18 protein-coding genes and 1 riboswitch are annotated in these 22,823 nt (G+C 70.8%); of the genes, 10 read left to right on the top strand and 8 right to left on the bottom strand.

Annotated features, from left to right (window positions below):
• Nucleotides 1-57: 57 nt before the first annotated feature.
• The 4 genes from JEQ17_RS13330 to JEQ17_RS13315 form a co-directional block, all read right to left on the bottom strand.
• The gene (locus JEQ17_RS13330) at nt 58-738 is read right to left on the bottom strand and encodes a response regulator (RefSeq protein WP_200395468.1); all 681 of its coding nucleotides are present in this window, start codon (nt 736-738) and stop codon (nt 58-60) included.
• Nucleotides 735-2,417, bottom strand: coding sequence for a sensor histidine kinase (locus JEQ17_RS13325; protein ID WP_200395467.1), 1,683 nt, complete (start codon nt 2,415-2,417; stop codon nt 735-737). Before JEQ17_RS13325 ends, JEQ17_RS13330 begins: the two co-directional genes overlap by 4 nt.
• Before the next feature lie 72 nt (nt 2,418-2,489).
• Entirely contained in the window at nt 2,490-3,440 is a 951-nt protein-coding gene (locus tag JEQ17_RS13320; protein WP_200395466.1) for a sucrase ferredoxin, read from the bottom strand.
• Nucleotides 3,441-3,490: 50 nt separating this feature from the next.
• On the bottom strand, nt 3,491-4,762 hold the full coding sequence (locus JEQ17_RS13315) for a citrate synthase (protein ID WP_200395465.1): 1,272 nt from the start codon (nt 4,760-4,762) through the stop codon (nt 3,491-3,493).
• Between the two features lie 97 nt (nt 4,763-4,859).
• Between JEQ17_RS13315 and JEQ17_RS13310 the strand changes: the two genes are divergently transcribed.
• The gene (locus tag JEQ17_RS13310) at nt 4,860-6,026 is read left to right on the top strand and encodes a citrate synthase/methylcitrate synthase (RefSeq protein ID WP_200395464.1); all 1,167 of its coding nucleotides are present in this window, start codon (nt 4,860-4,862) and stop codon (nt 6,024-6,026) included.
• 277 nt (nt 6,027-6,303) lie between these two features.
• On the opposite strand, the gene JEQ17_RS13305 is transcribed toward JEQ17_RS13310, so the two are convergent.
• Nucleotides 6,304-6,540 (bottom strand): hypothetical protein, encoded by a 237-nt coding sequence (locus JEQ17_RS13305; RefSeq protein WP_143638156.1) that lies wholly within the window; start codon nt 6,538-6,540, stop codon nt 6,304-6,306.
• A gap of 150 nt (nt 6,541-6,690) precedes the next feature.
• Nucleotides 6,691-7,233, bottom strand: coding sequence for a DUF6082 family protein (locus JEQ17_RS13300; RefSeq protein ID WP_200395463.1), 543 nt, complete (start codon nt 7,231-7,233; stop codon nt 6,691-6,693).
• A gap of 322 nt (nt 7,234-7,555) precedes the next feature.
• Here JEQ17_RS13300 and JEQ17_RS13295 point away from each other — a divergent pair, with 322 nt between their 5' ends.
• Entirely contained in the window at nt 7,556-8,776 is a 1,221-nt protein-coding gene (locus JEQ17_RS13295; RefSeq protein WP_200395462.1) for a CobW family GTP-binding protein, read from the top strand.
• Here the strand turns inward: JEQ17_RS13295 and JEQ17_RS13290 are convergent.
• Nucleotides 8,773-11,223 (bottom strand): DNA gyrase/topoisomerase IV subunit A, encoded by a 2,451-nt coding sequence (locus JEQ17_RS13290; RefSeq protein ID WP_200395461.1) that lies wholly within the window; start codon nt 11,221-11,223, stop codon nt 8,773-8,775. The two genes, JEQ17_RS13295 and JEQ17_RS13290, sit on opposite strands and share 4 nt — an antisense overlap.
• A gap of 373 nt (nt 11,224-11,596) precedes the next feature.
• Here JEQ17_RS13290 and JEQ17_RS13285 point away from each other — a divergent pair, with 373 nt between their 5' ends.
• From JEQ17_RS13285 to JEQ17_RS13270, 4 genes are all read left to right on the top strand, one after another.
• A complete protein-coding gene (locus JEQ17_RS13285; protein ID WP_200395460.1) occupies nt 11,597-12,958 on the top strand; it encodes a M16 family metallopeptidase in 1,362 nt (453 codons plus the stop codon).
• Nucleotides 12,955-14,343, top strand: coding sequence for a M16 family metallopeptidase (locus tag JEQ17_RS13280; protein ID WP_200395459.1), 1,389 nt, complete (start codon nt 12,955-12,957; stop codon nt 14,341-14,343). The genes JEQ17_RS13285 and JEQ17_RS13280 overlap by 4 nt, the downstream gene beginning before the upstream one ends.
• A 235-nt stretch (nt 14,344-14,578) precedes the next feature.
• Nucleotides 14,579-14,739: riboswitch (cyclic di-AMP (ydaO/yuaA leader) on the top strand.
• Between the two features lie 12 nt (nt 14,740-14,751).
• Nucleotides 14,752-15,525 (top strand): M23 family metallopeptidase, encoded by a 774-nt coding sequence (locus JEQ17_RS13275; protein ID WP_200395458.1) that lies wholly within the window; start codon nt 14,752-14,754, stop codon nt 15,523-15,525.
• A gap of 317 nt (nt 15,526-15,842) precedes the next feature.
• The gene (locus JEQ17_RS13270; RefSeq protein ID WP_200395457.1) at nt 15,843-16,538 is read left to right on the top strand and encodes a GntR family transcriptional regulator; all 696 of its coding nucleotides are present in this window, start codon (nt 15,843-15,845) and stop codon (nt 16,536-16,538) included.
• A 341-nt stretch (nt 16,539-16,879) separates the two neighbouring features.
• Here JEQ17_RS13270 and JEQ17_RS13265 read toward each other — a convergent pair whose 3' ends face one another.
• Nucleotides 16,880-17,161, bottom strand: a complete 282-nt coding sequence (locus JEQ17_RS13265; RefSeq protein WP_003981826.1) for an HPr family phosphocarrier protein — start codon at nt 17,159-17,161, stop codon at nt 16,880-16,882.
• A 267-nt stretch (nt 17,162-17,428) separates the two neighbouring features.
• On the opposite strand from JEQ17_RS13265, the gene JEQ17_RS13260 reads away from it, so the two are divergent.
• The 4 genes from JEQ17_RS13260 to JEQ17_RS13245 are packed head-to-tail and all read left to right on the top strand — an operon-like array spanning nt 17,429 to nt 22,794.
• Nucleotides 17,429-20,269, top strand: a complete 2,841-nt coding sequence (locus JEQ17_RS13260; protein ID WP_200395456.1) for a bifunctional acetate--CoA ligase family protein/GNAT family N-acetyltransferase — start codon at nt 17,429-17,431, stop codon at nt 20,267-20,269.
• A gap of 41 nt (nt 20,270-20,310) precedes the next feature.
• Complete coding sequence (locus JEQ17_RS13255; protein ID WP_143638176.1) at nt 20,311-20,898, top strand: DUF5998 family protein; 588 nt, start codon at nt 20,311-20,313, stop codon at nt 20,896-20,898.
• Entirely contained in the window at nt 20,898-22,085 is a 1,188-nt protein-coding gene (locus tag JEQ17_RS13250; RefSeq protein ID WP_200395455.1) for an alkaline phosphatase family protein, read from the top strand. Before JEQ17_RS13255 ends, JEQ17_RS13250 begins: the two co-directional genes overlap by 1 nt.
• Before the next feature lie 52 nt (nt 22,086-22,137).
• Complete coding sequence (locus JEQ17_RS13245) at nt 22,138-22,794, top strand: thymidine kinase (RefSeq protein WP_200395454.1); 657 nt, start codon at nt 22,138-22,140, stop codon at nt 22,792-22,794.
• Nucleotides 22,795-22,823 lie beyond the last annotated feature (29 nt).

Below are 22,823 nucleotides of genomic sequence, written 5' to 3'. Positions count from 1 at the left end.
CCCTGACAGCCGTACGCAGGCGGGTGCGGTCGCTTCCCCCGTACCGCGGCCGTGTCCTCAGGCGCGGGTCGCCCAGACGTAACGGTGCTCCGGGCGGCCCGCGTCACCATATTTGAGGGTCAGCGTGGCCCGTCCCGTGCGCTCCAGGAGCTTCAGATAGCGCTGGGCGGTCTGGCGGCTGAGTCCGGTCCGGTCGGCGATCTCCTGGGCCGACAGAGGGCCTTCCGCGGTCACCAGCGCCCGGCGTACGGCCTCCGCGGTGGTGGGGGAGTGCCCTTTGGGCAGACCGGGCTCCGAGCCCGCGGACAGGGCGCCGAAGATCCGGTCGACCTCGGCCTGTTCGGCCTCGCCGCCGCCGTCGAGGGTGCGGCGCAGATCCGCGTACGCCTCCAGCTTGGCGCGCAGTCCGGCGAAGGCGAACGGTTTCACCAGGTACTGGAGCGCGCCCTGCCGCATCGCCGCCTGGACCGTGGAGACGTCACGGGCAGCGGTCACCATGATCACATCGGCCTGATGGCCGCGTCTGCGCATCTCCTGGACGACCGCGAGGCCCGTCTCGTCCGGCAGGTAGTGGTCGAGGAGCACCAGGTCCAGCCGGGGCAGCGCCTCCAGCTGCCGCAGCGCCTCCGCCGCGGAGTGCGCCTCGCCCGCGACATGGAAGCCCGCGACCTTCTCCACGTAGGCGGCGTTGACCCGGGCGACCCGGATGTCGTCGTCCACGACCAGTACCTCGATCATCTCGACTCCTCGTTGACGGTCGTGGCGGCACTCTTCAGTACGAGGCCGGTCGTGGGCTCCGGAGCGAGTCCCGGCTCCGCCAGTGCCTCCGGCAGCACGATGGTGAACTCGGCGCCTCCGCCGTCCGCCTCCGAGACCCGGGCGCTGCCACCTTGCCGCTCGGCGAGCCTGCGCACCAGGGAGAGGCCGATCCCGCGCTTTCTGTGGGCCGGGGGCTTCTTCGTGGACCACCCGTCCGTGAAGATCAACTCACGCTGTTCGGCAGGAATTCCGGGCCCTGTGTCCCGCACTCTCAGGACGGCCGTGCGCCCTTCCGCGCGCAATTCGACCTCCACGCGCGCGTGGAGAGTGCCCGCGACTGCGTCGAGCGCGTTGTCGACGAGGTTCCCGACGATCGTGACCAGCCCTCTCGGATCGATCAACCGGTCGGGGAACAGCGTCGCGTCCGAGATCCACAGAGCCACTCCGCGTTCCGCCGCGACGGTGGCCTTGCCCACCAGGAGGGCGGCGAGCAGAGGGTCATGGATCTTCTCCGTGACCTGTTCCGCGGTCGCCCTGTGGTCACCTACCACCTCGCCGACGAACTCCACGGCGTCGTCGTACATCTCCAGCTCCAGCAGCCCGAGCAGTGTGTGCATGCGGTTGGCGTGTTCGTGGTCCTGGGCGCGCAGGGCGTCGATCAGGCCGCGCGTGGAGTCGAGTTCGCGGCCCAGCTGCTCCAGTTCGGTGCGGTCGCGCAGGGTGGCGACGGCACCGCCGTCGTCGGTGGGCATGCGGTTGGCGACCAGCACACGCTGGCCGCGGACGGTGAGAAGATCGGTTCCGGTGACGGTCCCGGCCAGCACATCGGTCGTACGGCCCTCTCCGAGCGCGGTGTCGAGGGGCTGTCCGACGGCCTCGTCGCCGATCCCGAGCAGGCGCCGGGCCTCGTCGTTGAGGAGCCGGATCCTGCCGTCCCGGTCCAGCGCGACGACGCCCTCCCTGATGCCGTGCAGCATCGCCTCGCGCTCCGCCAGGAGCCCGGCGATGTCCGAGAAGGCCAGGTCACGGGTCTGCCGCTGCACCCGCCGTGAGATCAGATAGGCGGCCAGCGCGCCCACGGCCAGGGCTCCTCCGGCGTACGCGAAGAGCCCGGGGATCGCGTGGATGAGGCGGGCGCGCACACTGTCGTACTCGATGCCGACCGAGACCGCGCCGACGATCCGGCCGTCGGTGTCGCGCAACGGGACCTTGCCGCGCGCCGAGCGGCCCAGGGTGCCGTTGTCGATCTCCATGACCTCCCGGCCGGACAGGGCGGACCTGGGATCGGTCGAGACGTGCCCGCCGATCTCGGCGGGGTTCGTGTGCGACCAGCGGGTGCCGTGGACGTCCATCACGACGACGTACTCGGCTCCGCTGGCCTTGCGGATCCGTTCCGCCTCGGCCTGTACGGGCCCGTCGGCCGAGGCCGGTGTCGACTTCAGCTCCTCGGCGAGCCTCGGCTGCGCCGACGTGGTCTGCGCGATCGCGAGAGCGCGGCGCATCGCCTGGTCGTCCAGCTGTTCGCTCAGCGGAGCGAGGAACAGTCCGGTCGCGAGGACGGCGACCCCGGCGGCGATCGCCACCTGCATCAGCAGCACCTGCGAGAACATCCGCTTCGGCATGCCCAGGCGGAGTCGTCGAGGGGGAGTGGGGCTCATGCCTACGACGGTACGGGGAGGGGCGCACGGTGCCGTAGGGGGTGTGGCGTGGATCTCGTTTGGGAGGGGCGGTCAGTGGCCCGTGGGGTGCGCGACAGCCGTACGGGACAGCTCGCGCACCGCCATCACGTCCATCCGGGCCGGAGAGCCGAGAGCCGAGCCGCAGCTCTCGGGGCGGGGCGGCAGGGCCGCGCCCTGGGCGACCGTGACGAGCCAGTGGCGGCCGTCGGCGTGGGCGACCGTGACCTCCCAGCGGGGCGCCGAACCCTCCGTACGGACGACGCTCAGCGCGCCTGCGGTGTCCTCGTGCGCCGCCGTGCGTACGGCCAGCTCGGCAGCCTGGCCCGGGCGTTCCCAGGCAGAGCTCCCACGGCACCCTTCGGTGACGACACGGCCCTCCCGTACGCCCTGGAGGATCTCCTTGACGGCATGGGCCTCGGCTCGCCCGTACGCGTATCCGAACGGCAGTACGAGGAGGGTGGGGGAGAAGCGGTGGCCCCCCAGGTGCGTGACCTCCCATATGCCGTCCACTCCCGAGGCGGCGAGTTCGGCGGCGAGGGGGCGGCCCAGTAGGGCGCAGCAGCGGTCGCGCCTGCCGTTCGTGCACACGAGCGCGAGCGGGTCGCCGGTGTGCGGGGCGCCGTCGAGAGTCGCGTCGAACGTCCCGGGCAGGCCCTCGCCGAGCTCGGTGAAGTCAAGTTCGAGTAGTCGCTCGGGAGCAGACGTGGTGGCCTTGTGCAGCCATACGTTTCCCGGAGTGGTGTGGGCCGCGTACACCTGGCGCTCGGCGACCGTGTGGCAGTCGGCGTGGCGGCCCGGGCGGCGGATCAGCGCGATGCGTACGCCGGTGCCCTCGGCGGCCTTCTCGAGCGCCCGGCCGAGCGCGGGGTCCAGGTGGCTCGATGTCAGCGCTTTGGCGCCCCAGGGGCCGGGCTGTTCGACCAGCAGCCACGTCCTCGCGGTGGCGGCGGTCCCCGCGAGGGGCTCCTCCAGGTCCCGTGAGACCTTCGCGCACGTACTCACAGAGGTGAGCCTAACCTGACTTGATCGGGGTGACTTCCGGGCGGGTGGTGTCACTGCTCCGGAAGTGGCTGCGGAAGTGGCTGAGGGGGCCGTGCGCCTACGTAGTGTCCGCTCGGGCGCATGCGCAGCGGGGCCTCGTCGTACTCCTCCAGCACATGGGCGATCCAGCCTGCCGTGCGGGCCACGGCGAAGATCGTCTCGCCCGCCGAGGCGTGCATGCCGGACGTGGCCGTGAGGACGGCGAGGGCCAGGTCGACGTTGGCATGCAGGGGTGCGTGGCGGGCAGTGGTGTCCACGATGTCGCGGGCCGCGGCCAGGGCGGGGGCTGCGCGGGGGACCTCCTCCAGGAGGCCGAACAGCACCCGCGCGCGTGGGTCCTCGCCGGGGTAGATGCGGTGACCCAGCCCTGGGACGCGGCGCCCGGCCCGCAGCTCGTCCGCGACCACCGGGGCCGCCGTACCCCGGTCCAGGACGTCGAGCAGCATCCGGTGTGCCAGGCCGCTGGCCGCTCCGTGCAACGGGCCTTCGAGGACGCCGAGGCCCGCCGAGACGGCGGCGTACGCGTGGGCGCGGGCCGATGCGGCGACCCGGACCGCCAGCGTCGAGGCGGCCAGGTCGTGGTCGACGAGCAGCGCGAGCGCGGTGTCCAGGGCGCGCAGGGATGCCTCGTCGGCTTCGCGGCCGCTGAGCCGGGCCCACAGGCGGTGTGCGAGCGAGCCTCCGTCCCGAGGGGCGTGCCCCTTGGTGGGCAGGGCGTCGACGAGCGTCGGGATCAGCGTGCGGGCCGTGCCGAGCACGGCCTGTTCGGAGAGGTCGAAGCGCAACGGGTCGGCGGTCGCCGCGGCGATGGCCGCTACGCGGAGCCGGTCGGTCGGGCCGGTGTGCTCCGGCAGCGCGTCGACGGCGCGACGGGCGACGGCGACGGATGCCTCCGGTGCTGTGAACGTGACACCCGGGCGCAGGACGCCCGTCCACAGCCACTCGGCGACCTCTTCGTAGGAGTGGCGCGAGGCCAGTTCGGTCGCGTCGACGCCTCGGAAGTAGTACCGGTCCTTGTCGATCAAGGTGATGCGGGTGCGTACGGAGAGCTTGCCGGCGGCCGGTGAACTCTCGGCCGGCTCGCGCCTGTTGCGACGCGCGAGCGCCTCCACCTCTTTTGCGTCGAAGGTGCTGCCCCGGCCGCCCGTGCTGCGTCGGCTGCTGAGCTGGCCGCGGCTCACATACGCGTAGACCGTCTCGGGCTTCACCCCGAGCAGTTCGGCGGCTTGCTTGGTGCTGATCCGCCGCGTGTCGTACGCGAGGGCCGGTTCTTGATCCGTCATGAGTATCACCGTATCCGTGCAGTTGAGTATTGATTCAATCAATATTGACAGGAATTGAGTCAAGCATGGACAGTCGAATCAAGTCCAGGGAGGAAACATGCCGATCAACCGGGCCGCGACCGCCTCTGTCGACGTACCGCGAGGACTCGCGGGCGTCGTTGTCACCGACACCGTGCTGGGTGACGTCAGGGGGGTCGAGGGGTTCTATCACTATCGCCAGTACTCGGCCGTCGACCTCGCACGGACCCGCGGCTTCGAGGACGTGTGGCATCTGCTGGTGCACGGTGAACTGCCGGACGCGACGCAGCGTTCCGCCTTTCTCGCGCGGACGGCGGAACTGCGGCGGCTGCCGGTGGAGGTGCGGGCCGTACTGCCCGCGATCGCCGCGGCCAGTGGAGGGTCGGGGGCGCTCGCCGGGATGCGCACCGCGTTGTCGCTGCTCGGTGCGGCGCTGGGGTTCCGGCCGGTGTACGACATTGACGCCGAGCAGCGCCGAGCGGACGCGCTCGCCGCGTCGGCGGCCGTGCCGACGCTGCTGACGGCGCTCCACCGGCTCGGGCAGGGCCTCGAACCGATCGAGCCGCGTGACGATCTGCCCTACGCCGCCAACTACCTCTACATGCTGACGGGTTCGGAACCGGACGCGGACCGGGCGAGGGCGATCGAGCAGTACTTGATCTCGACCATTGACCATGGATTCAATGCATCAACATTCACGGCGAGGGTGATCACGTCGACGGGGGCGGATGTGGCGGCCTGTCTCGTCGGCGCGGTGGGAGCCCTCTCCGGTCCGCTCCACGGGGGCGCCCCGAGTCGGGCCCTGGACACCCTCGACGCGATCGGGACTCCCGACCGCATCGACTCCTGGATCCGTGAACGCGTCCTCGCCGGCGACCGCATCATGGGCTTCGGGCACCCCGTCTACCGCACCGAGGACCCCCGCTCGCGCATGCTCCGCGGCATCGCCCAGCAATTCGGCGGTCCCCTGGTCGACTTCGCGGTCGAGGTCGAACGCCACGTGGAAGCGATCCTCGCGGAGCTCAAGCCCGGCCGGGAACTCCACACGAACGTGGAGTTCTACGCGGGCGTCGTCATGGAACTCTGCGGCCTGCCACGCGAGATGTTCACACCGACCTTCGCCGCGGCCCGCGTCGTCGGCTGGAGCGCCAACATCCTCGAACAGGCGGAGGACCCGAAGATCATCCGCCCGGCGGCACGGTATGTGGGTCCGGGGGCGCCGGTTGCGGTGCCAGCGGTGGCTTGAGGGTCACGCATTCGACGTAGGGCACGGCATGCGGTGTGTACGCGCGAGGTCCGGCACCGTTCAGGTGCCGGACCTCGGGAAGCTTGGATCGAGCGGGCGGCGAGGTAGGCGCCGGCCTTCTCGGTGGGCCCCTGTCGTCAGGGAGTGGTGCGCGGGGCGTGGTGGGTGTGTGGGGCGGGCTGGAACGGCACCGTCTCCCGGAGGCGAACCTCAACGGGGTGACCGGATGGACCTCAACAGTTGACGGGATCGTCCTTATGACAGCCCTGTGGTCGCGTTACGCGTCGGGGATGTCCGCCTTGGCGCGGACCAGCGTCTCTCTGCTGACGATGACGATGCGTTCATAGTCCGCGCGTGCCGCGTCCGGGGGAAGTTCCTGGTCGAGCGCCGCGGTGGCCTCTGTTCCGATGACTGCGAAGTTCCCGTCGCTGAGTTCAAAAATGTCCGGACACGAGTCGCCGGACAGACTGCCTCGTTCGCGTGGGGACGCACCGATGCGGCGCACGATCTTCAAAGGGATCCCTGTCCTCTGGAGTGATAGATGATTCGGGGCGGGATCGTACAACGAGGATTGAGTCGATCTTGGCGGAGGGGTCCGATTGGCATGTGCGAGTTGACGAGCGGTCAAGTCGGCACGCCAGCGTTGATGTCGCGTCAACTCTCTCTATTCCAGCGGCGGTTCGCCCACCACCCACCACTCTTCGGTGTCCGCCTCGTCCAAATCGCGGATCAGGACGTCCACCATTCGGCCGACCCTGGCCTCCTCTGAGTTGTCCTCAAGGCTGGCCCGATGGGGTCGGTGCGCCTCCCAGTAGTCCCGAAAAATGGGGTTGAGGCAGATCATGCGAAGGTGGCCGTGCAACTCCTCCCAGTTGACGACGCCGACGCGGTAGGCAAGCAGGGCGTTGGTGTAGAGCGCGTTGGCGAAGAGGTACTGGCGCCGCTGTGTGGGTGAGTCCACCTGGACGTTGCTGTAGACGGCGGCCAGATCGGGGTCCTCCATCGCCCTGCTCAGCAGGTAGAACTGCAGACGCTGCTGCTCGGTCAGCATGGCCTGCCTGTCACTCCGCTCGACTTCCGCGACCCGCAGCCGCAGTTCCTCGTACCGGCGTTGCTGGGCGGCCAGCGCTGCGAGTGCCCCCGCTGCAAACGCGAGCCCCGCTGTGACCGCGGAGCTCAGCCTTTGCTTCCCAGATTGTGTGACCATGTCAACCCCCGAATCAGGCGACCGTCCGCCGGTCGTCGGTGTGGGTCGCCAGGGGGCGGACCGGCGAGCGGTGGGCGGCGCGCTTGCCGTCTCCCAGGGTGCCGAGCGGCTCTGATCGGCAGGGAGGCGGAGAGGAGGCGCACGGAGGGAAGCGCGGGTCGCGCAACTCGGCGCCATGCCAGACGTGTGCCCCGCGAGCGCCGCTAACAATCGTTCACTTCGAGGGCTTTCCACCGGCTCGTATCCTGAGTGAGCATTCGTTTCCCGTCGTGAGAGCCGGTCCGTGAGCCGGTGTACGCATTGGTGTGAGAGAGGTCGCGCGTTGAGTCAGGCGAGCCCCCAGCAGATCCCGGTCGTCGTCCTCGCCGGCTTCCTGGGCTCCGGCAAGACCACCCTGCTCAACCATCTCCTGCACCGCAGCGGAGGCAGTCGTATCGGGGCGATCGTCAATGACTTCGGCGCCATCGAGATCGACGCGATGGCCGTGGCCGGGGCACTCGGCGACTCCACCGTCTCCCTGGGGAACGGGTGTCTGTGCTGCGCCGTGGACGCCAGCGAGCTCGACGTCTTCCTGGACCGGCTCACTCGACCCTCCGCCCGGATCGACGTCATCGTCATCGAGGCGAGCGGGCTGGCCGAGCCCCAGGAGCTGGTCAAGATGCTCCTGGCCAGCGAGAACCCGCGCATCGTCTACGGCGGGCTCGTGGAGGTCGTCGACGCCGCGGAGTTCGACGCGACCCGCCAGAAGCATCCCGAGATCGACCGGCACCTCGCCATCGCCGATCTGGTCGTCGTCAACAAGGCGGACCGCGCGACGGATCCCGACCGTGTGATCGGCCTCGTCCGGTCCCTCACCGACCGCGCCGCCGCCGTCGTGTCCGCCTCGTACGGGCGGATCGACCCCGAGTTCCTCTTCGACCGCAGGCCCACGGAGGAGCGCATCGGGCAGCTCTCCTTCGACGACCTGAACCGGCTCGACGACCTGCACCGGCACGAGGAGGGCGAGGGCGAGGGCGAGCAGGATGGGTCTCCCCAGTGCCATGGCTCCCACGACCATCCCGACCGCCACGACGACCCCGATCGCCACGGCCATCACGGCCATCACAGCCATCTGCACTCCGCCTACGAGTCCGTCTCCTTCACCTCCGAAGTGCCCCTCAGTCCCAGGCGGTTGATGGACTTCCTCGACAGCAAGCCCGAGGGTCTCTACCGCATCAAGGGGTACGTCGACTTCGGCCCCGCCGACCCCCGCAACCGGTACGCCGTGCACGCCGTCGGTCGTTTCCTGCGCTTCTACCCGGAGCCCTGGGCCCCGGGCGAGCGCCTCAGCCAGCTCGTCCTCATCGGCTCGGGCATCGACGCCCTCGCCCTCGGCAAGGAGCTGGAGGCGTGCAAAGAGGACGCCCCACACGCCGACGAGCACAGCATGTGGGGCGTCCTCCGCTACGTACAGGAGCGGGAGGGGGCGCAGGAGGCGGAGGCGGCGCAGGGCCCGGACGGTCGGGACCGAGGCGCCGACCTGCCGGGTGCCTACGACGTCTAGACCGGGCCGGCTACCACCGAAACCGTCTTCGCCAGTGAGACGCCCGAGCCGTCCCTTCGCGGGTCCATCTCGGGAAGCTCCGCGGGCGTGCCGTCCTTCTGCGCGGCCCGGGCCGGCGCGGGGCCTGCCCACGCGAGGCTGAGGCAGTCCTCGCCCTTCAGGAACCGCTGGCAGCGCACGCCACCCGTGGCGCGGCCCTTGCGCGGGTACTGGTCGAAGGGCGTCAGCTTGGCCGTCGTCTGGACCGAGTCGTCCAGCGTGCCGCGCGAGCCCGCCACCGTGAACACCACCGCGTCCACGGCCGGGTCCACCGCCGTGAACGAGATCACCTTGGTGTTGTCCGTGAGCTTGATGCCCGTCATACCGCCCGCGGGCCGGCCCTGGGGGCGGACCTGGGAGGCCTGGTAACGCAGCAGCTGGGCGTCGTCGGTGATGAAGACCAGGTCCTCCTCGCCCGTGCGCAGCTCGGCCGCGCCGACGATACGGTCACCGTCCTTGAGCGTGATGACCTCCAGCTCCTCCTTGTTGGAGGGATAGTCGGGCACCACGCGCTTGACGACACCCTGCTGTGTGCCGAGGGCGAGCCCCGGTGACGACTCGTCGAGCGTCATCAGACAGACGATGTCCTCGTCGCCCTCCAGGGTCAGGAACTCCGAGACCGGCGCGCCTCCCGAGAGGTTGGGCGCCGCCGTGGTGTCGGGCAGCTGCGGGAGGTCGATGACGTTGATCCGCAGCAGCCGGCCGGCGGACGTGACCGCGCCGATCTCGCCCTGTGCCGTCGCCGGAACGGCGGAGAGGATCAGGTCGTGCTTGGCGCGCTTGCCCTCGCTCTCCCCGAAGGGGTCACCGTTGGCCGTACGCGCGAGGAGCTTCGTCGACGACAGGAGCACGCGGCACGGGTCGTCGGCCACCTGGAGCGGCACGGTCGTGGCGGCGGAACCGGCGGACTCCAGCAGGACCGTACGCCGCTCGGTGCCGAACTTCTTGGCCACCGCGGCCAGTTCGGACGACACCAGCTTGCGCAGCTCGGCGTCCGACTCCAGGATGCCGGTCAGCTCGTCGATCTCGCCGTTGAGCCGGTCGCGCTCGGTCTCCAGCTCGATGCGGTCGAACTTGGTGAGCCGGCGCAGCGGCGTGTCCAGGATGTACTGCGTCTGGATCTCGCTCAGCGAGAAGTGCTCGATCAGGCGCTGCTTGGCCTGGGCGGAGTTGTCGCTGGAGCGGATGAGACGGATGACTTCGTCGATGTCCAGCAGGGCGACGAGCAGGCCCTCGACCAGGTGCAGCCGGTCGCGCTTCTTGGTGCGGCGGAACTCGCTGCGGCGGCGCACGACCTCGAAACGGTGGTCGAGATACACCTCCAGGAGTTCCTTGAGGCCCAGCGTGAGCGGCTGGCCGTCCACCAGCGCCACGTTGTTGATGCCGAAGGACTCCTCCATCGGCGTCAGTTTGTAGAGCTGCTCCAGGACGGCCTCGGGCACGAAGCCGTTCTTGACCTCGATGACCAGACGCAGGCCGTGCGCACGGTCGGTGAGGTCCTTGACGTCCGCGATGCCCTGCAGCTTCTTCGAGCCGACCAGGTCCTTGATCTTGGCGATCACCTTCTCCGGGCCGACGGTGAACGGCAGCTCGGTGACGACGATGCCCTTGCGGCGCGCTGTCACGTTCTCCACGGACACCGTCGCGCGGATCTTGAACGTGCCGCGGCCCGTCTCGTACGCGTCCCTGATGCCGGTGAGGCCGACGATGCGGCCGCCCGTGGGCAGGTCGGGGCCCGGGACGTGCTTCATGAGCGTCTCGAGATCGGCGCCGGGGTGGCGGATCAGGTGACGGGCGGCGGCGATGACCTCGCCGAGGTTGTGCGGCGCCATGTTCGTCGCCATGCCGACCGCGATGCCCGACGAGCCGTTGACCAGGAGGTTCGGGTAGGCGGCCGGGAGGACCGACGGCTCCTGCTCCTGGCCGTCGTAGTTCGGGGAGAAGTCGACCGTGTTCTCGTCGATCGACTCCGTCATCAGGGACGTCGCGTCGGCCATCCGCGCCTCGGTGTACCGCATGGCGGCAGGCGGGTCGTCGTTGCCCAGCGAACCGAAGTTGCCGTGGCCGTCGACCAGGGGCAACCGCATGGAGAAGGGCTGGGCCAGGCGGACCAGGGCGTCGTAGATCGACGCGTCGCCGTGGGGGTGGAGCTTACCCATGACCTCGCCGACGACGCGGGCGCACTTCACATAGCCGCGGTCGGGACGCAGGCCCATCTCGTTCATCTGGTAGACGATGCGGCGATGCACCGGCTTGAGGCCGTCGCGGGCGTCCGGCAGGGCTCGGGAGTAGATGACCGAGTACGCGTACTCGAGGAAGGAGCCCTGCATCTCGTCGACGACGTCGATGTCGAGGATGCGCTCCTCGAAGTCGTCTGGCGGCGGGGTCTTCGTGCTGCGGCGGGCCATCGCTGCTGCGACTCCTTCACAGTCTCTGCCGGGGCATGAACGGGTTCTGACGGGCTCCATTGTGGACCGGCCCACTGACAACGCGGACCACGACCCGTCCGTACGGGCCTCCAGAGCCGGGTGTCCGGCCGCCCCAACAGGCGTCGCGGGCCGCCTTCTCGGCCTTTTCCACAGGCCTCGGAAGCGGCGGAGCCGCGTGCCCGCACAGGGCTTCGGAGGCCGTGCGGCCGCACGAGCGTACGGGCTCCCGGCGCCGCCCGCGTGCTCGCTCTCGGCGTACGCGCCGCGGGAACTTCGCCAGCTGTCCGCGCGCTTGCATACAGTGGCATGACTAGCAGGAATTCAGCAGTTTTCCGCGATCGAAGGGACGTACATGCCCATGGGTCACACGGCCACAGCTGAGGCCGGTTCCGGCGGCCTGACAGCGACCGAGCACCGCCTGGCCAACGGCCTGCGTGTGGTGCTCTCCGAGGACCACCTGACCCCGGTCGCGGCGGTGTGCCTCTGGTACGACGTCGGTTCGCGCCACGAGGTCAAGGGCCGCACCGGACTTGCCCACCTCTTCGAGCACCTGATGTTCCAGGGCTCGGGTCAGGTGAAGGGCAACGGTCACTTCGAACTGGTGCAGGGGGCGGGCGGTTCGCTCAACGGCACGACCAGTTTCGAGCGCACCAACTACTTCGAGACCATGCCCACGCACCAGCTGGAGCTCGCCCTCTGGCTGGAGGCCGACCGCATGGGCTCGCTGCTCGCCGCGCTCGACGACGAGTCCATGGAGAACCAGCGGGACGTCGTCAAGAACGAGCGCCGGCAGCGTTACGACAACGTCCCCTATGGCACCGCTTTCGAGAAGCTGACCGCCCTCGCCTACCCGGAGGGCCACCCTTACCACCACACCCCCATCGGGTCGATGGCGGACCTGGACGCGGCCACGCTGGAGGACGCGCGCGCGTTCTTCCGCACCTACTACGCGCCCAACAACGCCGTTCTCTCGATCGTCGGAGACATCGACCCGGAGCAGACGCTCGCCTGGGTCGAGAAGTACTTCGGCTCGATCGCGGGCCACGACGGAAAGCCCGCCCCGCGCGACGGCGCGCTGCCCGAGACCATCGGCGAGCAGCTGCGCGAGGTCGTCGAGGAGGAGGTCCCGGCCCGCGCGCTGATGGCCGCCTACCGGCTTCCGGAGGACGGCACGCGCGCGTGCGACGCGGCGGACCTGGCCCTGACCGTGCTCGGCGGCGGCGAGTCGTCCCGGCTCTACAACCGGCTCGTACGCCGCGACCGCACCGCCGTCGCGGCCGGGTTCGGCCTGCTGCGCCTCGCGGGAGCACCCTCCCTGGGGTGGCTCGACGTGAAGACGTCCGGCGACGTCGAGGTGCCGGTGATCGAGACCGCCGTCGACGAGGAGCTCGCCCGGTTCGCCGAGGAGGGCCCCACCGCCGAGGAAATGGAGCGCGCCCAGGCCCAGTTGGAGCGCGAGTGGCTGGACCGCCTCGGCACGGTCGCGGGCCGCGCCGACGAACTGTGCCGGTACGCGGTGCTGTTCGGCGACCCGCAGCTCGCCCTGACGGCCGTCCAGCGCGTTCTCGACGTCACGGCCGAGGAGGTCCAGGAGGTCGCCAAGGCCCGCCTGCGCCCCGACAACCGCGCGGTGCTGGTCTACGAGCCGACCGTCGCCGAAGAGGCCCAAGAGACCGACGCCGCTGACGACACCGACGAGGAGGCGGCCAAGTGACCGAGCTCGCCACGATGGAATTCCACCCGCAGCCCCAGGCCGGCGAGGCCAGGCCCTGGGCCTTCCCGGCCCCCGAGCGCGGCGCGCTCGACAACGGCCTGACCCTGCTGCGCTGCCACCGCCCCGGCCAGCAGGTCGTCGCCGTCGAGATCCTCCTGGCGGCCCCGCTGGAGGCCGAGCCGAAGGGCCTGGACGGCATCGCCACGATCATGGCGCGTGCCTTCACCGAGGGAACCGACAAGCACTCCGCCGAGGAGTTCGCCGCCGAGCTGGAGCGCTGCGGCGCCACCCTCGACGCGCACGCCGACCACCCGGGCGTACGGATCAGCCTCGAAGTCCCCGTCTCCCGGCTCCCCAAGGCGCTCGGTCTGCTCGCCGACGCCCTCAGGGCACCCGCCTTCGAGGACAGCGAGATCGAGCGGCTGGTGCGCAACCGGCTCGACGAGATCCCGCACGAGACCGCCAACCCGGCCCGCCGCGCGGCCAAGGAGCTCTCCCGGCAGCTCTTCCCGGCGACCTCGCGCATGTCGCGCCCGCGCCAGGGCACCGAGGAGACGGTCACCTCGATCGACTCGGCGGGCGTCCGCGCCTTCTACGAGAAGCACGTACGCCCCGCCACCGCGACCGCCGTGGTGGTCGGCGACCTCACGGGCGTCGACCTCGACGCGCTGCTCGGGGACACGCTCGGCGCCTGGACGGGATCGCAGGCCGAGGCCCGCCCCATTCCGCCGGTGACCGCCGACGACACCGGCCGCGTGATCATCGTCGACCGTCCCGGAGCCGTCCAGACGCAGCTGCTCATCGGCCGCGTCGGCGCCGACCGGCACGACCGCGTGTGGCCCGCCCAGGTGCTCGGCACGTACTGCCTCGGCGGCACCCTCACCTCGCGCCTGGACCGCGTCCTGCGCGAGGAAAAGGGATACACCTACGGTGTGCGGGCGTTCGGCCAGGTGCTGCGCTCCGCGCCGGACGGGACGGGCGCCGCGATGCTCGCCATCAGCGGATCCGTGGACACCCCGAACACCGGCCCGGCGCTCGACGACCTCTGGAAGGTGCTGCGCACGCTCGCGGCCGAGGGACTCACCGACGCCGAGCGCGACATCGCCGTGCAGAACCTCGTGGGCGTGGCACCCCTGAAGTACGAGACGGCGGCCGCCGTCGCGGGCACTCTCGCCGACCAGGTCGAGCAGTACCTGCCGGACGACTTCCAGGCGACGCTGTACCAGCAGCTCGCCGCGACCGGCACCGTGGAGGCCACCGCGGCCGCCGTGAGCGCCTTCCCGGTGGACCGTCTGGTGACCGTCCTCGTCGGTGACGCCGCGCAGATCGAGGAGCCGGTCCGGGCCCTCGGAATCGGCGAAGTCAGCGTCGTGACGGCGGAGTAGAGCGGAGCAGTACAACGCTTCTCCATGGAGAACCCAGGTGACTGAGGAGTCGCCTGGGTTCTCCTTTTGCCCGGACTTCAGCACTCGATCGGCGAGTTGTCCGTATTGGTAGAGAGGTTGCCCGTCTGCCCTGTGGCATGCGCTACAAAACCCTTGATCCGTTTGTTGATTGAAAGACGCCCCGCTTAGCGTCGGTCCGGCTGTTCGTCAGGCAGTGCGCCGCGCCCGCGGCACCGGACAGTCATCGCCGAGTCCCCGTACGGCGCGAGCCAGGGGAGCCGGGGACCCATATGTAGTCCCTGGGGTGAATCGGACGCCCTTCCCGAAGGGGGTCCGTAGGAGACCTTCCTGCTCCGAACCCGTCAGCTAACCCGGTAGGCGAGAAGGAAGGAAAGGACCAGCCACTTCATGGCGTTCACCCGCGCCACCGGGAAGCACCGTCGTCCCAGCCGCATGAAGCGCACGACCAACCGGACCGTCGGCGTCGCCGCACTCGCCACCACCGGTGTCGTCGGCACCCTGGCTGCTCCCGCACTCGCCGCCGAGAGCCCCGCAGAGCAGACCCTGACCCAGGCGATCACCATCGGCGACTCGGTCGCCGACCAGATCGACGCACAGGCCGCCGCCCAGCAGCAGGCCGCCGACGAGACCGCCGCCCGCGAGAAGGCCGAGGCCGCCGCCAAGGAGCGTGCCAAGGAAGCCGCGGAGAAGGCCAAGAAGGAGCGCGAGGTCAAGGCCCGCGCCGCCCGCGCGGCCGAGCGCGAGCGGCTGCTGAAGTCGTACACCGCGCCCATCTCCGGTTCGTACGTCTCCACCGGCTACAAGGCCGGCGGCGCCGTCTGGTCCTCCGGCAGCCACACCGGCATCGACTTCCACGCCGCCAGCGGCACCGCCGTGCACGCGGTGGGCGCCGGCACCGTCGTGGAGGCCGGCTGGGGCGGTGCGTACGGCAACCAGGTCGTCATCAAGATGAACGACGGCACCTACACCCAGTACGGGCACATGTCGTTCCTCGGTGTCTCGGTCGGTCAGACGGTCACGCCCGGCCAGCAGATAGGCCTCTCCGGGGCGACCGGCAACGTCACCGGGGCGCACCTGCACTTCGAGGCGCGGACGAGCGCGGAGTACGGCTCGGACATCGACCCGCTCGGGTACCTGCGCCAGCACGGCGTGAACGTCTGACGGAGGGCGACAGCTCCCCACGCGACGGCCCTCCACACGGCAGCCCTCCGCGCGACGGCCCTCCAGGCGCGGCACTGTCCCGAAGGCCCCGGCTCACCGAGCCGGGGCCTTCGCGCGGTCCTGATCACTTCCTGATGGCATCTCGACCACTTCTCGACCGACTTCGTACCGGACGACTGCCTGTTCAGAAGCGAGGTGTGTCCAAAAAATATCCACGGATTCCGGTCCGCCATCGGAATTTCCCGCTCTCTGCAATAGAGTCACCGAACAAGCGTCAATCGACCGCGTTTCGCGGGGGTTAAGGCGGAGGTCGGGTCATGCGTATTCCCGCGCACTCGGTATGCACGGCGATCCGTGACGACATCGTCGCGGGTGTCTACGAGCGCGGCGGCCGGCTCACCGAAGAACTGCTCGCGCGCCGGTACGGCGTCTCGCGGGTCCCCGTGCGGGAGGCTCTGCGCACCCTGGAGGCGGAGGGATTCGTCGTCACGCGCAGGCACGCGGGCGCGTGCGTCGCGGAACCCACCGAGCAGGAGGCCGCCGACCTCCTGGAGATGCGCATGCTGCTGGAGCCGCTGGGGGCCGCGCGGGCCGCCCAGCGCCGCACCGAGGCGCACCTCAAGGTGCTGCGCGGCCTGGTCAGGCTGGGCCAGGAGCGCGCCAGGAGGGGCAACAGCGAGGATCTGCGCTCACTGGGCGGCTGGTTCCACGAGACGCTCGCACAGGCCTCCGGAAGCCCCGCACTGACCTCCACGCTCGCCCAGTTGCGGCACAAGATCGCCTGGATGTACTCGGTCGAGGCGCCCGCCCATCCCGCCGAGTCCTGGGCCGAGCACGGCGCCATCGTGGACGCCGTCGCGCGCGGCGACAACGACCGGGCCAGGGCGATCACGGCGCTGCACACCGAGCGGGCGATGGCCGCGCACCGGCTGCGCTTTCCCGGCGGCGGTGACCGCGCGGAGCGTGTGAGGACTTCGCAACATCCCGTAAACACGGCGGGCCTGCGGCATTAACAGTGGCGCCGTATACAAAGAGAGTTATTCGTAGGGGTCTATTTCTGCTGCCCCTTTTCTCCACGTGCCGAGAATTCCCGCGCACGTGATTTCCGCATGCGCGGAACCGCGTGAGTGGAACTCGGCGCGAGGGCAGGCGAAGAAATTCCGGACGATGCCGACGGCGCGGCGGAAAGCCGCGCGCCGACGCGACGTACGGACAAAACGCCGACGCGGTCGTGGGAAAAGTGTCGCGCACGGCACGTACGCTCGAACCGTGCCGCTCGCCGCGCAGACGGAAACGGCGGAGCCGCGTCCCCCGGCATGGGTGGACGCGGCTCCGCCGTATGTGGTCCGCGAGATCAGACGGTCTCGGGAAGCTCCTCAAGGCCCTCGGCGACCAGCTTCGCCAGGCGGTCGAGCGCGGCGTCCGCGCCCTCGGCGTCGGAGGCCAGGACGATCTCCTCGCCACCCTGGGCGCCCAGGCCGAGAACCGCGAGCATCGAGGCGGCGTTGACGGGGTTGCCGTCGGCCTTGGCGATCGTCACGGGGACGCCGGAAGCCGTGGCGGCCCGGACGAAGATGGAGGCGGGACGGGCGTGAAGGCCCTCGGCCCAGCCGACGTTGACGCGGCGCTCAGCCATGTGATGCTGCCCTTCAGGTGTCTCACGGTTGTCTAGACCATTGTTCCATATCGTGAAGCGTGCCCCGAGCGGATGCGGATTCCGGGCCCGAGGCGGCTTCGGTCCCCCAAGACTGCCTCGCGCCCCTGTCGGACGCGAGCCCGCCGTCGCCGGGACGTGAACCCCTCGGAGGCGAACCCGGGGACCCGGACCCGCGACCGGGCCCGGGACATGAACCCCCGGGACGACGACCGGCCGTTGTCGGACCCGAGCCGTACTCTGGGCCCCATGCAGACCTCGCCGGACCGGCACGAGTACCCCGCTCACTGGGAGGCCGACGTCGTGCTGCGCGACGGCGGCACCGCGCGCATCCGGCCGATCACGGCCGACGACGCCGACCGCCTGGTCAGCTTCTACGAGCAGGTGTCCGACGAGTCGAAGTACTACCGCTTCTTCGCGCCGTATCCGCGCCTGTCCGCCAAGGACGTCCACCGCTTCACGCACCACGACTTTGTGGACCGGGTGGGACTCGCGGCCACGGTCGGCGGCGAGTTCATCGCCACCGTACGCTACGACCGCATCAACGCCGACGGCCTCCCCGCATCGTCCCCCGCGGACGAGGCCGAGGTCGCCTTCCTCGTGCAGGACGCCCACCAGGGCCGCGGTGTGGCATCGGCCCTCCTGGAGCACATCGCGGCCGTCGCCCGTGAGCGCGACATCCGCCGCTTCGCCGCCGAGGTGCTGCCCGCCAACAACAAGATGATCAAGGTGTTCACGGACGCCGGGTACCAGCAGAAGCGCCACTTCGAGGACGGCGTCGTACGCCTGGAGTTCGACCTGGAGCCCACCGACCGCTCGCTCGCAGTGCAGCGCGCGCGGGAGCAGCGGGCGGAGGGGCGCTCGGTGGCCCGCCTCCTCGCGCCGGGCTCGGTCGCCGTCATCGGCGCGGGCCGCACACCCGGGGGAGTGGGCCGCAGCGTCCTGGAGAACCTCCGCGAAGCGGGATTCACCGGGCGCCTGTACGCGGTGAACGGAGCACTTCAGGAGAAGGAGCTCGGCGGAGTGCCGGCCTACCGCTCCGTCCGTGACATCCCCGAGCCCGTCGACCTCGCCGTCGTCGCCGTCCGGTCCGAGCGCGTCCCCGAGGTCGTCGCCGAGTGCGGTGAACACGGGGTGCAGGGGCTCGTCGTGGTCTCCGCGGGGTACGCCGAGAGCGGCCCCGAAGGCAGGGAGCGCCAGCGCGAGCTCGTGCGCCAGGCGCGTACGTACGGGATGCGGATCATCGGACCGAACGCCTTCGGAGTCATCAACACCTCCCCGGAGGTGCGGCTCAACGCCTCGCTCGCACCGGAGATGCCGCGCGCCGGACGGATCGGCCTGTTCGCGCAGTCCGGCGCCATCGGCATCGCGCTGCTGTCCCGGCTGCACCGGCGCGGCGGCGGGGTCACGGGCGTGACCGGCGTGTCGACGTTCGTCTCCTCGGGCAATCGCGCGGACGTGTCGGGCAACGACGTCCTTCAGTACTGGTACGAGGACCCCGACACCGATGTAGCCCTCATGTACCTCGAATCCATCGGCAACCCGAGGAAGTTCACCCGCCTCGCGCGGCGCACCGCGGCGGCGAAGCCGCTGGTCGTCGTCCAGGGCGCACGGCACGGCGGTGCCGCGCCCCAGGGACATGCCGTCCGGGCCACCCGGCTGCCGCACGCGACGGTGTCGGCGCTGCTGCGGCAGGCCGGCGTCATCCGGGTGGACACGATCACCGAGCTGGTCGACGCGGGCCTGCTCCTGGCGCGCCAGCCCCTGCCGACCGGCCCCCGGGTGGCGATCCTCGGGAACTCCGAGTCCCTCGGGCTGCTGACGTACGACGCGTGCCTCGCCGAGGGGCTGCGACCGTTGCCCCCGGTGGACCTGACCACGGCCGCCTCGGCCGAGGACTTCCGCGCCGCGCTGACGCACGCGCTGGCCGACGACGCCTGCGACGCCGTGGTGGTCACCGCGATTCCGGCGGTGGGGGAGGCCTCCACGGCCGACGCCGCCCTGGCGGAGGCGCTGCGCTCGGCCTCCGCCGCCGCTCCCGCCAAGCCGGTCCTCGTGGTCCACGTCGAGCTGGGCGGCCTCGCGGAGGCGCTGTCCGCGGCCGCAAGCACCGCGCCCCAGGCGGCTCCCGCAGCGCCCCCGTTCTCGGGCAGCAACCACCCCATCCGCCCGGCGGACCGCCCGCCGACGGTGGCCGAAGTCCCCGAGGCCGAGGCCGACTCCCGTCTCATCCCCGCCTACCCCGCCGCCGAGCGAGCCGTCCGCGCCCTCGCCGAGGCCGTGAGATACGGCCAGTGGCGGCGCGAGGCCGCCGACCCCGGTCGCGTCCCCGAGTACGAGGACATCGACGAGAAGGGCGCCGCCGAACAGATCGACGGACTGCTCGGTGACGGCGGCATGGGCGGCCTCACCCTCGGCCCCGAGGACACCTGCGCCCTGCTCGGGCGGTACGGCATCGACGTCCGCCGTGCCCTCCCCGCGCCCACACCCGACGAGGCCGTCGCCGCCGCGGATCGCCTCGGCTACCCCGTGGCGCTCAAGACCACCGCCCCCCACCTGCGCCACCGCGCCGACCTCGGGGGCGTACGGCTGGATCTTGCGGACGAGGAGCAACTGCGCCGGGCGTACGCCGAGTTGACCGGCCTCTTCGGGACGCCCGAGGAACTGCGCCCGGTGGTCCAGGCGATGGCACCGCGCGGAGTCGACACGGTCGTACGGGCGGTCATCGACCCCGCGGCCGGAGCGGTGCTCTCCTTCGGGCTCGCCGGGGCCCCCTCGGAGCTGCTCGGAGACACCGCGCACCGACTGATTCCGGTCACCGACCGGGACGCGGCCTCGCTGGTCCGGTCGATCCGGACCGCACCGCTCCTCTTCGGCTGGCGGGGCTCCGCGCCGGCGGACACGGCGGCCCTGGAGGAACTGCTGCTGCGCCTGTCACGCCTTGTCGACGACCACCCCGAGGTCGTCTCCGTGTCCCTGGAGCCCGTCGTCGTGGCCCCGCACGGGCTGAGCGCGCTCGGCGCCTCCGTGCGGCTCGCGCCCCCGCCCGCCCGCGACGACCTCGGTCCGCGCACGCTTCCTGTGTACTGAGCGGTGCCTCGCAGTCAGTGCGCCCCCGTAGGATGGACGTCATGGCCAAGACCAGTACGACGACCCAGGGGCTGCGAGCGGCGATCGAGCGCAGCGGCTACTACCCGGCCCTCGTGGCCGAGGCTGTGGAGGCCGCTGTGGGCGGCGAGCCCATCCGGTCGTATCTGGTCCATCAGGAGACGACGTTCGACGCCAACGAGGTGCGTCGGCACGTGACGGTGCTCGTCCTCACGGGAAACCGTTTCATCGTGAGCCACACCGACGAACAGGCGGCGGACAGCACGTCCCCGACGCCGTACGCGACCACGTCGACCGAGTCCGTGAAGCTTGGCCGGATCTCGTCGGTGGTTCTCAGCCGGGTCGTCGCCAATCCGGAGAAGTACGTTCCGGGGACGCTGCCGCGCGAGGTCGTCCTCACCATCGGCTGGGGCGCGGTCGCCCGTATCGACCTGGAGCCCGCCGCCTGCGGCGACCCCAACTGCGAGGCGGACCACGGGTACACGGGCAGTTCGACGGCCGACGACCTGAGCCTGCGCGTCAGCGAGGCCGGAGACGGCCCGGACGCCGTGCGGCAGACGCTCGCCTTCGCGCAGTCGCTCTCCGAGGCGACCGCGGACGTCACCCGCTGATGTCCCAGCAAGTCTGGGACCACCCGGAACCACTCTCCCTCGACTCCGCCCCCGTGCCCGAGTACGGGGCCGGTTCGCTCGCCGACCTGCTGCCCACACTGGCCGCGGGCATGGACGTCCCGGACGTCACCGCCTCGCTCACGGAACTGCGCCCGGCCGACCGGAACTGCGTCTTCCTGATCGACGGCCTCGGCTGGGAACAGCTGAAGGCGCATCCGGACGAGGCCCCGTTCATGACCTCCCTCCTGGGCAGCTCGCGCGGCGGCACCGGCCGCCCGATCACGGCGGGCTACCCCGCGACCACCGCGACCTCCCTGGCCTCGGTCGGTACGGGCCTGCCGCCGGGCGCACACGGCCTGCCCGGCTACACCGCGCGCAACCCGGAGACCGGCGAGCTGATGAACCAGCTCCGCTGGCAGCCGTGGACGCAGCCGGGCAAGTGGCAGCCGTACCCCACCCTGTTCCAGCTGGCCGACGCGGCGGGCGTGCACACCGCCCAGGTGTCGTCACCGCACTTCCAGAACACCCCGCTGACCAAGGTCGCCCTCAGCGGCGGCACCTTCCACGGGCGGCTGACCGGCGAGGACCGCATGGACCTCGCGGCCGAGCAACTGGCCGCAGGTGACCGCTCGCTGGTCTACACGTACTACGCGGAGGTCGACGGCAAGGGCCACCGCTTCGGCGTCGACTCGGACCCCTGGCGCGGACAACTCATGTACGTGGACCGGCTGGTCCAGCGCCTGGCCGAGCAACTGCCCCCGCGCACCGCCCTGTACGTCACGGCGGACCACGGGATGATCGACATCCCCTTCGACGAGCAGCACCGCATCGACTTCGACGAGGACTGGGAGCTGCGCGCCGGAGTCGCCCTCCTCGGCGGTGAGGGCCGCGCCCGGCACGTCTACGCGGTCCCGGGCGCCGAGTCGGACGTCCTGACCTGCTGGCGCGAGGTGCTCGGCGAGCAGTTCTGGGTGGCCTCGCGGGACGAGGCGATCGCGGCGGGCTGGTTCGGCCCGCACATCGACGAGCGGGTCTACGCGCGCATCGGCGACGTGGTCGCGGCCGCCCGCGACGACGTGCTGATCATCGCGTCCGAGCGGGAGCCGAAGGAGTCGGCGATGGTCGGCAACCACGGCTCGATGACACCGGTCGAGCAGCACATCCCGCTCCTGGAAGTCCGTTCCTGACCCTCCCCGCCCGCCCAGCGAACCCCTCATGCCGAAAGGTGCTCAACTCCCCATGCCCGAGCTGGTGTTCTTCTCCGGAACCATGGACTGCGGGAAGTCGACACTGGCTCTCCAGATCGAGCACAACCGCTCGGCCCGCGGCCTGCAGGGCATGATCTTCACCCGCGACGACCGCGCCGGCGAGGGCAAGCTGTCCTCCCGCCTCGGCCTGGTCACGGACGCGGTGGAGGTCGAGGACGACCAGGACGTGTACGCGTACGTCGTCGACCATCTCTCGCGGGGCGGTCGCGCGGACTACGTCATCGCGGACGAGGCACAGTTCCTCGCCCCCGAGCAGATCGACCAACTCGCCCGTGTGGTCGACGACCTGGGCATCGACGTCTTCGCCTTCGGCATCACGACGGACTTCCGCTCCAAGCTCTTCCCCGGCTCCCAGCGCCTCGTGGAACTCGCCGACCGGGTCGAGGTCCTCCAGGTCGAGGCCCTCTGCTGGTGCGGCGCCCGCGCCACCCACAACGCCCGCACCATAGGCGGCCACATGGTCGTCGAGGGCGCCCAGGTCGTCGTCGGAGACGTCGACCAGTCGGAGGACATCGGCTACGAGGTCCTGTGCCGTCGGCATCACCGCCGGCGGACGACCGCGGCCAGCGCCCGCGCGGGCGTGCTGTCCCCGGACGTGCTGCCGGTGGACGCGGTGTCCCGGACCTGAGGGACTTGCCCCTGTGAGGGACCTGCTTG

The sequence above is a fragment of the Streptomyces liliifuscus genome (genome assembly GCF_016598615.1).
GTDB lineage: Bacteria > Actinomycetota > Actinomycetes > Streptomycetales > Streptomycetaceae > Streptomyces > Streptomyces liliifuscus.
This window is presented reverse-complemented; position numbering and strand designations above follow the sequence as displayed.

Coding starts and splice junctions, on each gene's coding strand:
- JEQ17_RS13330 (WP_200395468.1), bottom strand. CDS start 738: ATGATCGAGGTACTGGTCGTGGACGACGACATCCGGGTCGCCCGGGTC.
- JEQ17_RS13325 (WP_200395467.1), bottom strand. CDS start 2,417: ATGAGCCCCACTCCCCCTCGACGACTCCGCCTGGGCATGCCGAAGCGG.
- JEQ17_RS13315 (WP_200395465.1), bottom strand. CDS start 4,762: ATGACGGATCAAGAACCGGCCCTCGCGTACGACACGCGGCGGATCAGC.
- JEQ17_RS13310 (WP_200395464.1), top strand. CDS start 4,860: ATGCCGATCAACCGGGCCGCGACCGCCTCTGTCGACGTACCGCGAGGA.
- JEQ17_RS13300 (WP_200395463.1), bottom strand. CDS start 7,233: ATGGTCACACAATCTGGGAAGCAAAGGCTGAGCTCCGCGGTCACAGCG.
- JEQ17_RS13290 (WP_200395461.1), bottom strand. CDS start 11,223: ATGGCCCGCCGCAGCACGAAGACCCCGCCGCCAGACGACTTCGAGGAG.
- JEQ17_RS13285 (WP_200395460.1), top strand. CDS start 11,597: ATGCCCATGGGTCACACGGCCACAGCTGAGGCCGGTTCCGGCGGCCTG.
- JEQ17_RS13275 (WP_200395458.1), top strand. CDS start 14,752: ATGGCGTTCACCCGCGCCACCGGGAAGCACCGTCGTCCCAGCCGCATG.
- JEQ17_RS13270 (WP_200395457.1), top strand. CDS start 15,843: ATGCGTATTCCCGCGCACTCGGTATGCACGGCGATCCGTGACGACATC.
- JEQ17_RS13265 (WP_003981826.1), bottom strand. CDS start 17,161: ATGGCTGAGCGCCGCGTCAACGTCGGCTGGGCCGAGGGCCTTCACGCC.
- JEQ17_RS13260 (WP_200395456.1), top strand. CDS start 17,429: ATGCAGACCTCGCCGGACCGGCACGAGTACCCCGCTCACTGGGAGGCC.
- JEQ17_RS13255 (WP_143638176.1), top strand. CDS start 20,311: ATGGCCAAGACCAGTACGACGACCCAGGGGCTGCGAGCGGCGATCGAG.
- JEQ17_RS13250 (WP_200395455.1), top strand. CDS start 20,898: ATGTCCCAGCAAGTCTGGGACCACCCGGAACCACTCTCCCTCGACTCC.
- JEQ17_RS13245 (WP_200395454.1), top strand. CDS start 22,138: ATGCCCGAGCTGGTGTTCTTCTCCGGAACCATGGACTGCGGGAAGTCG.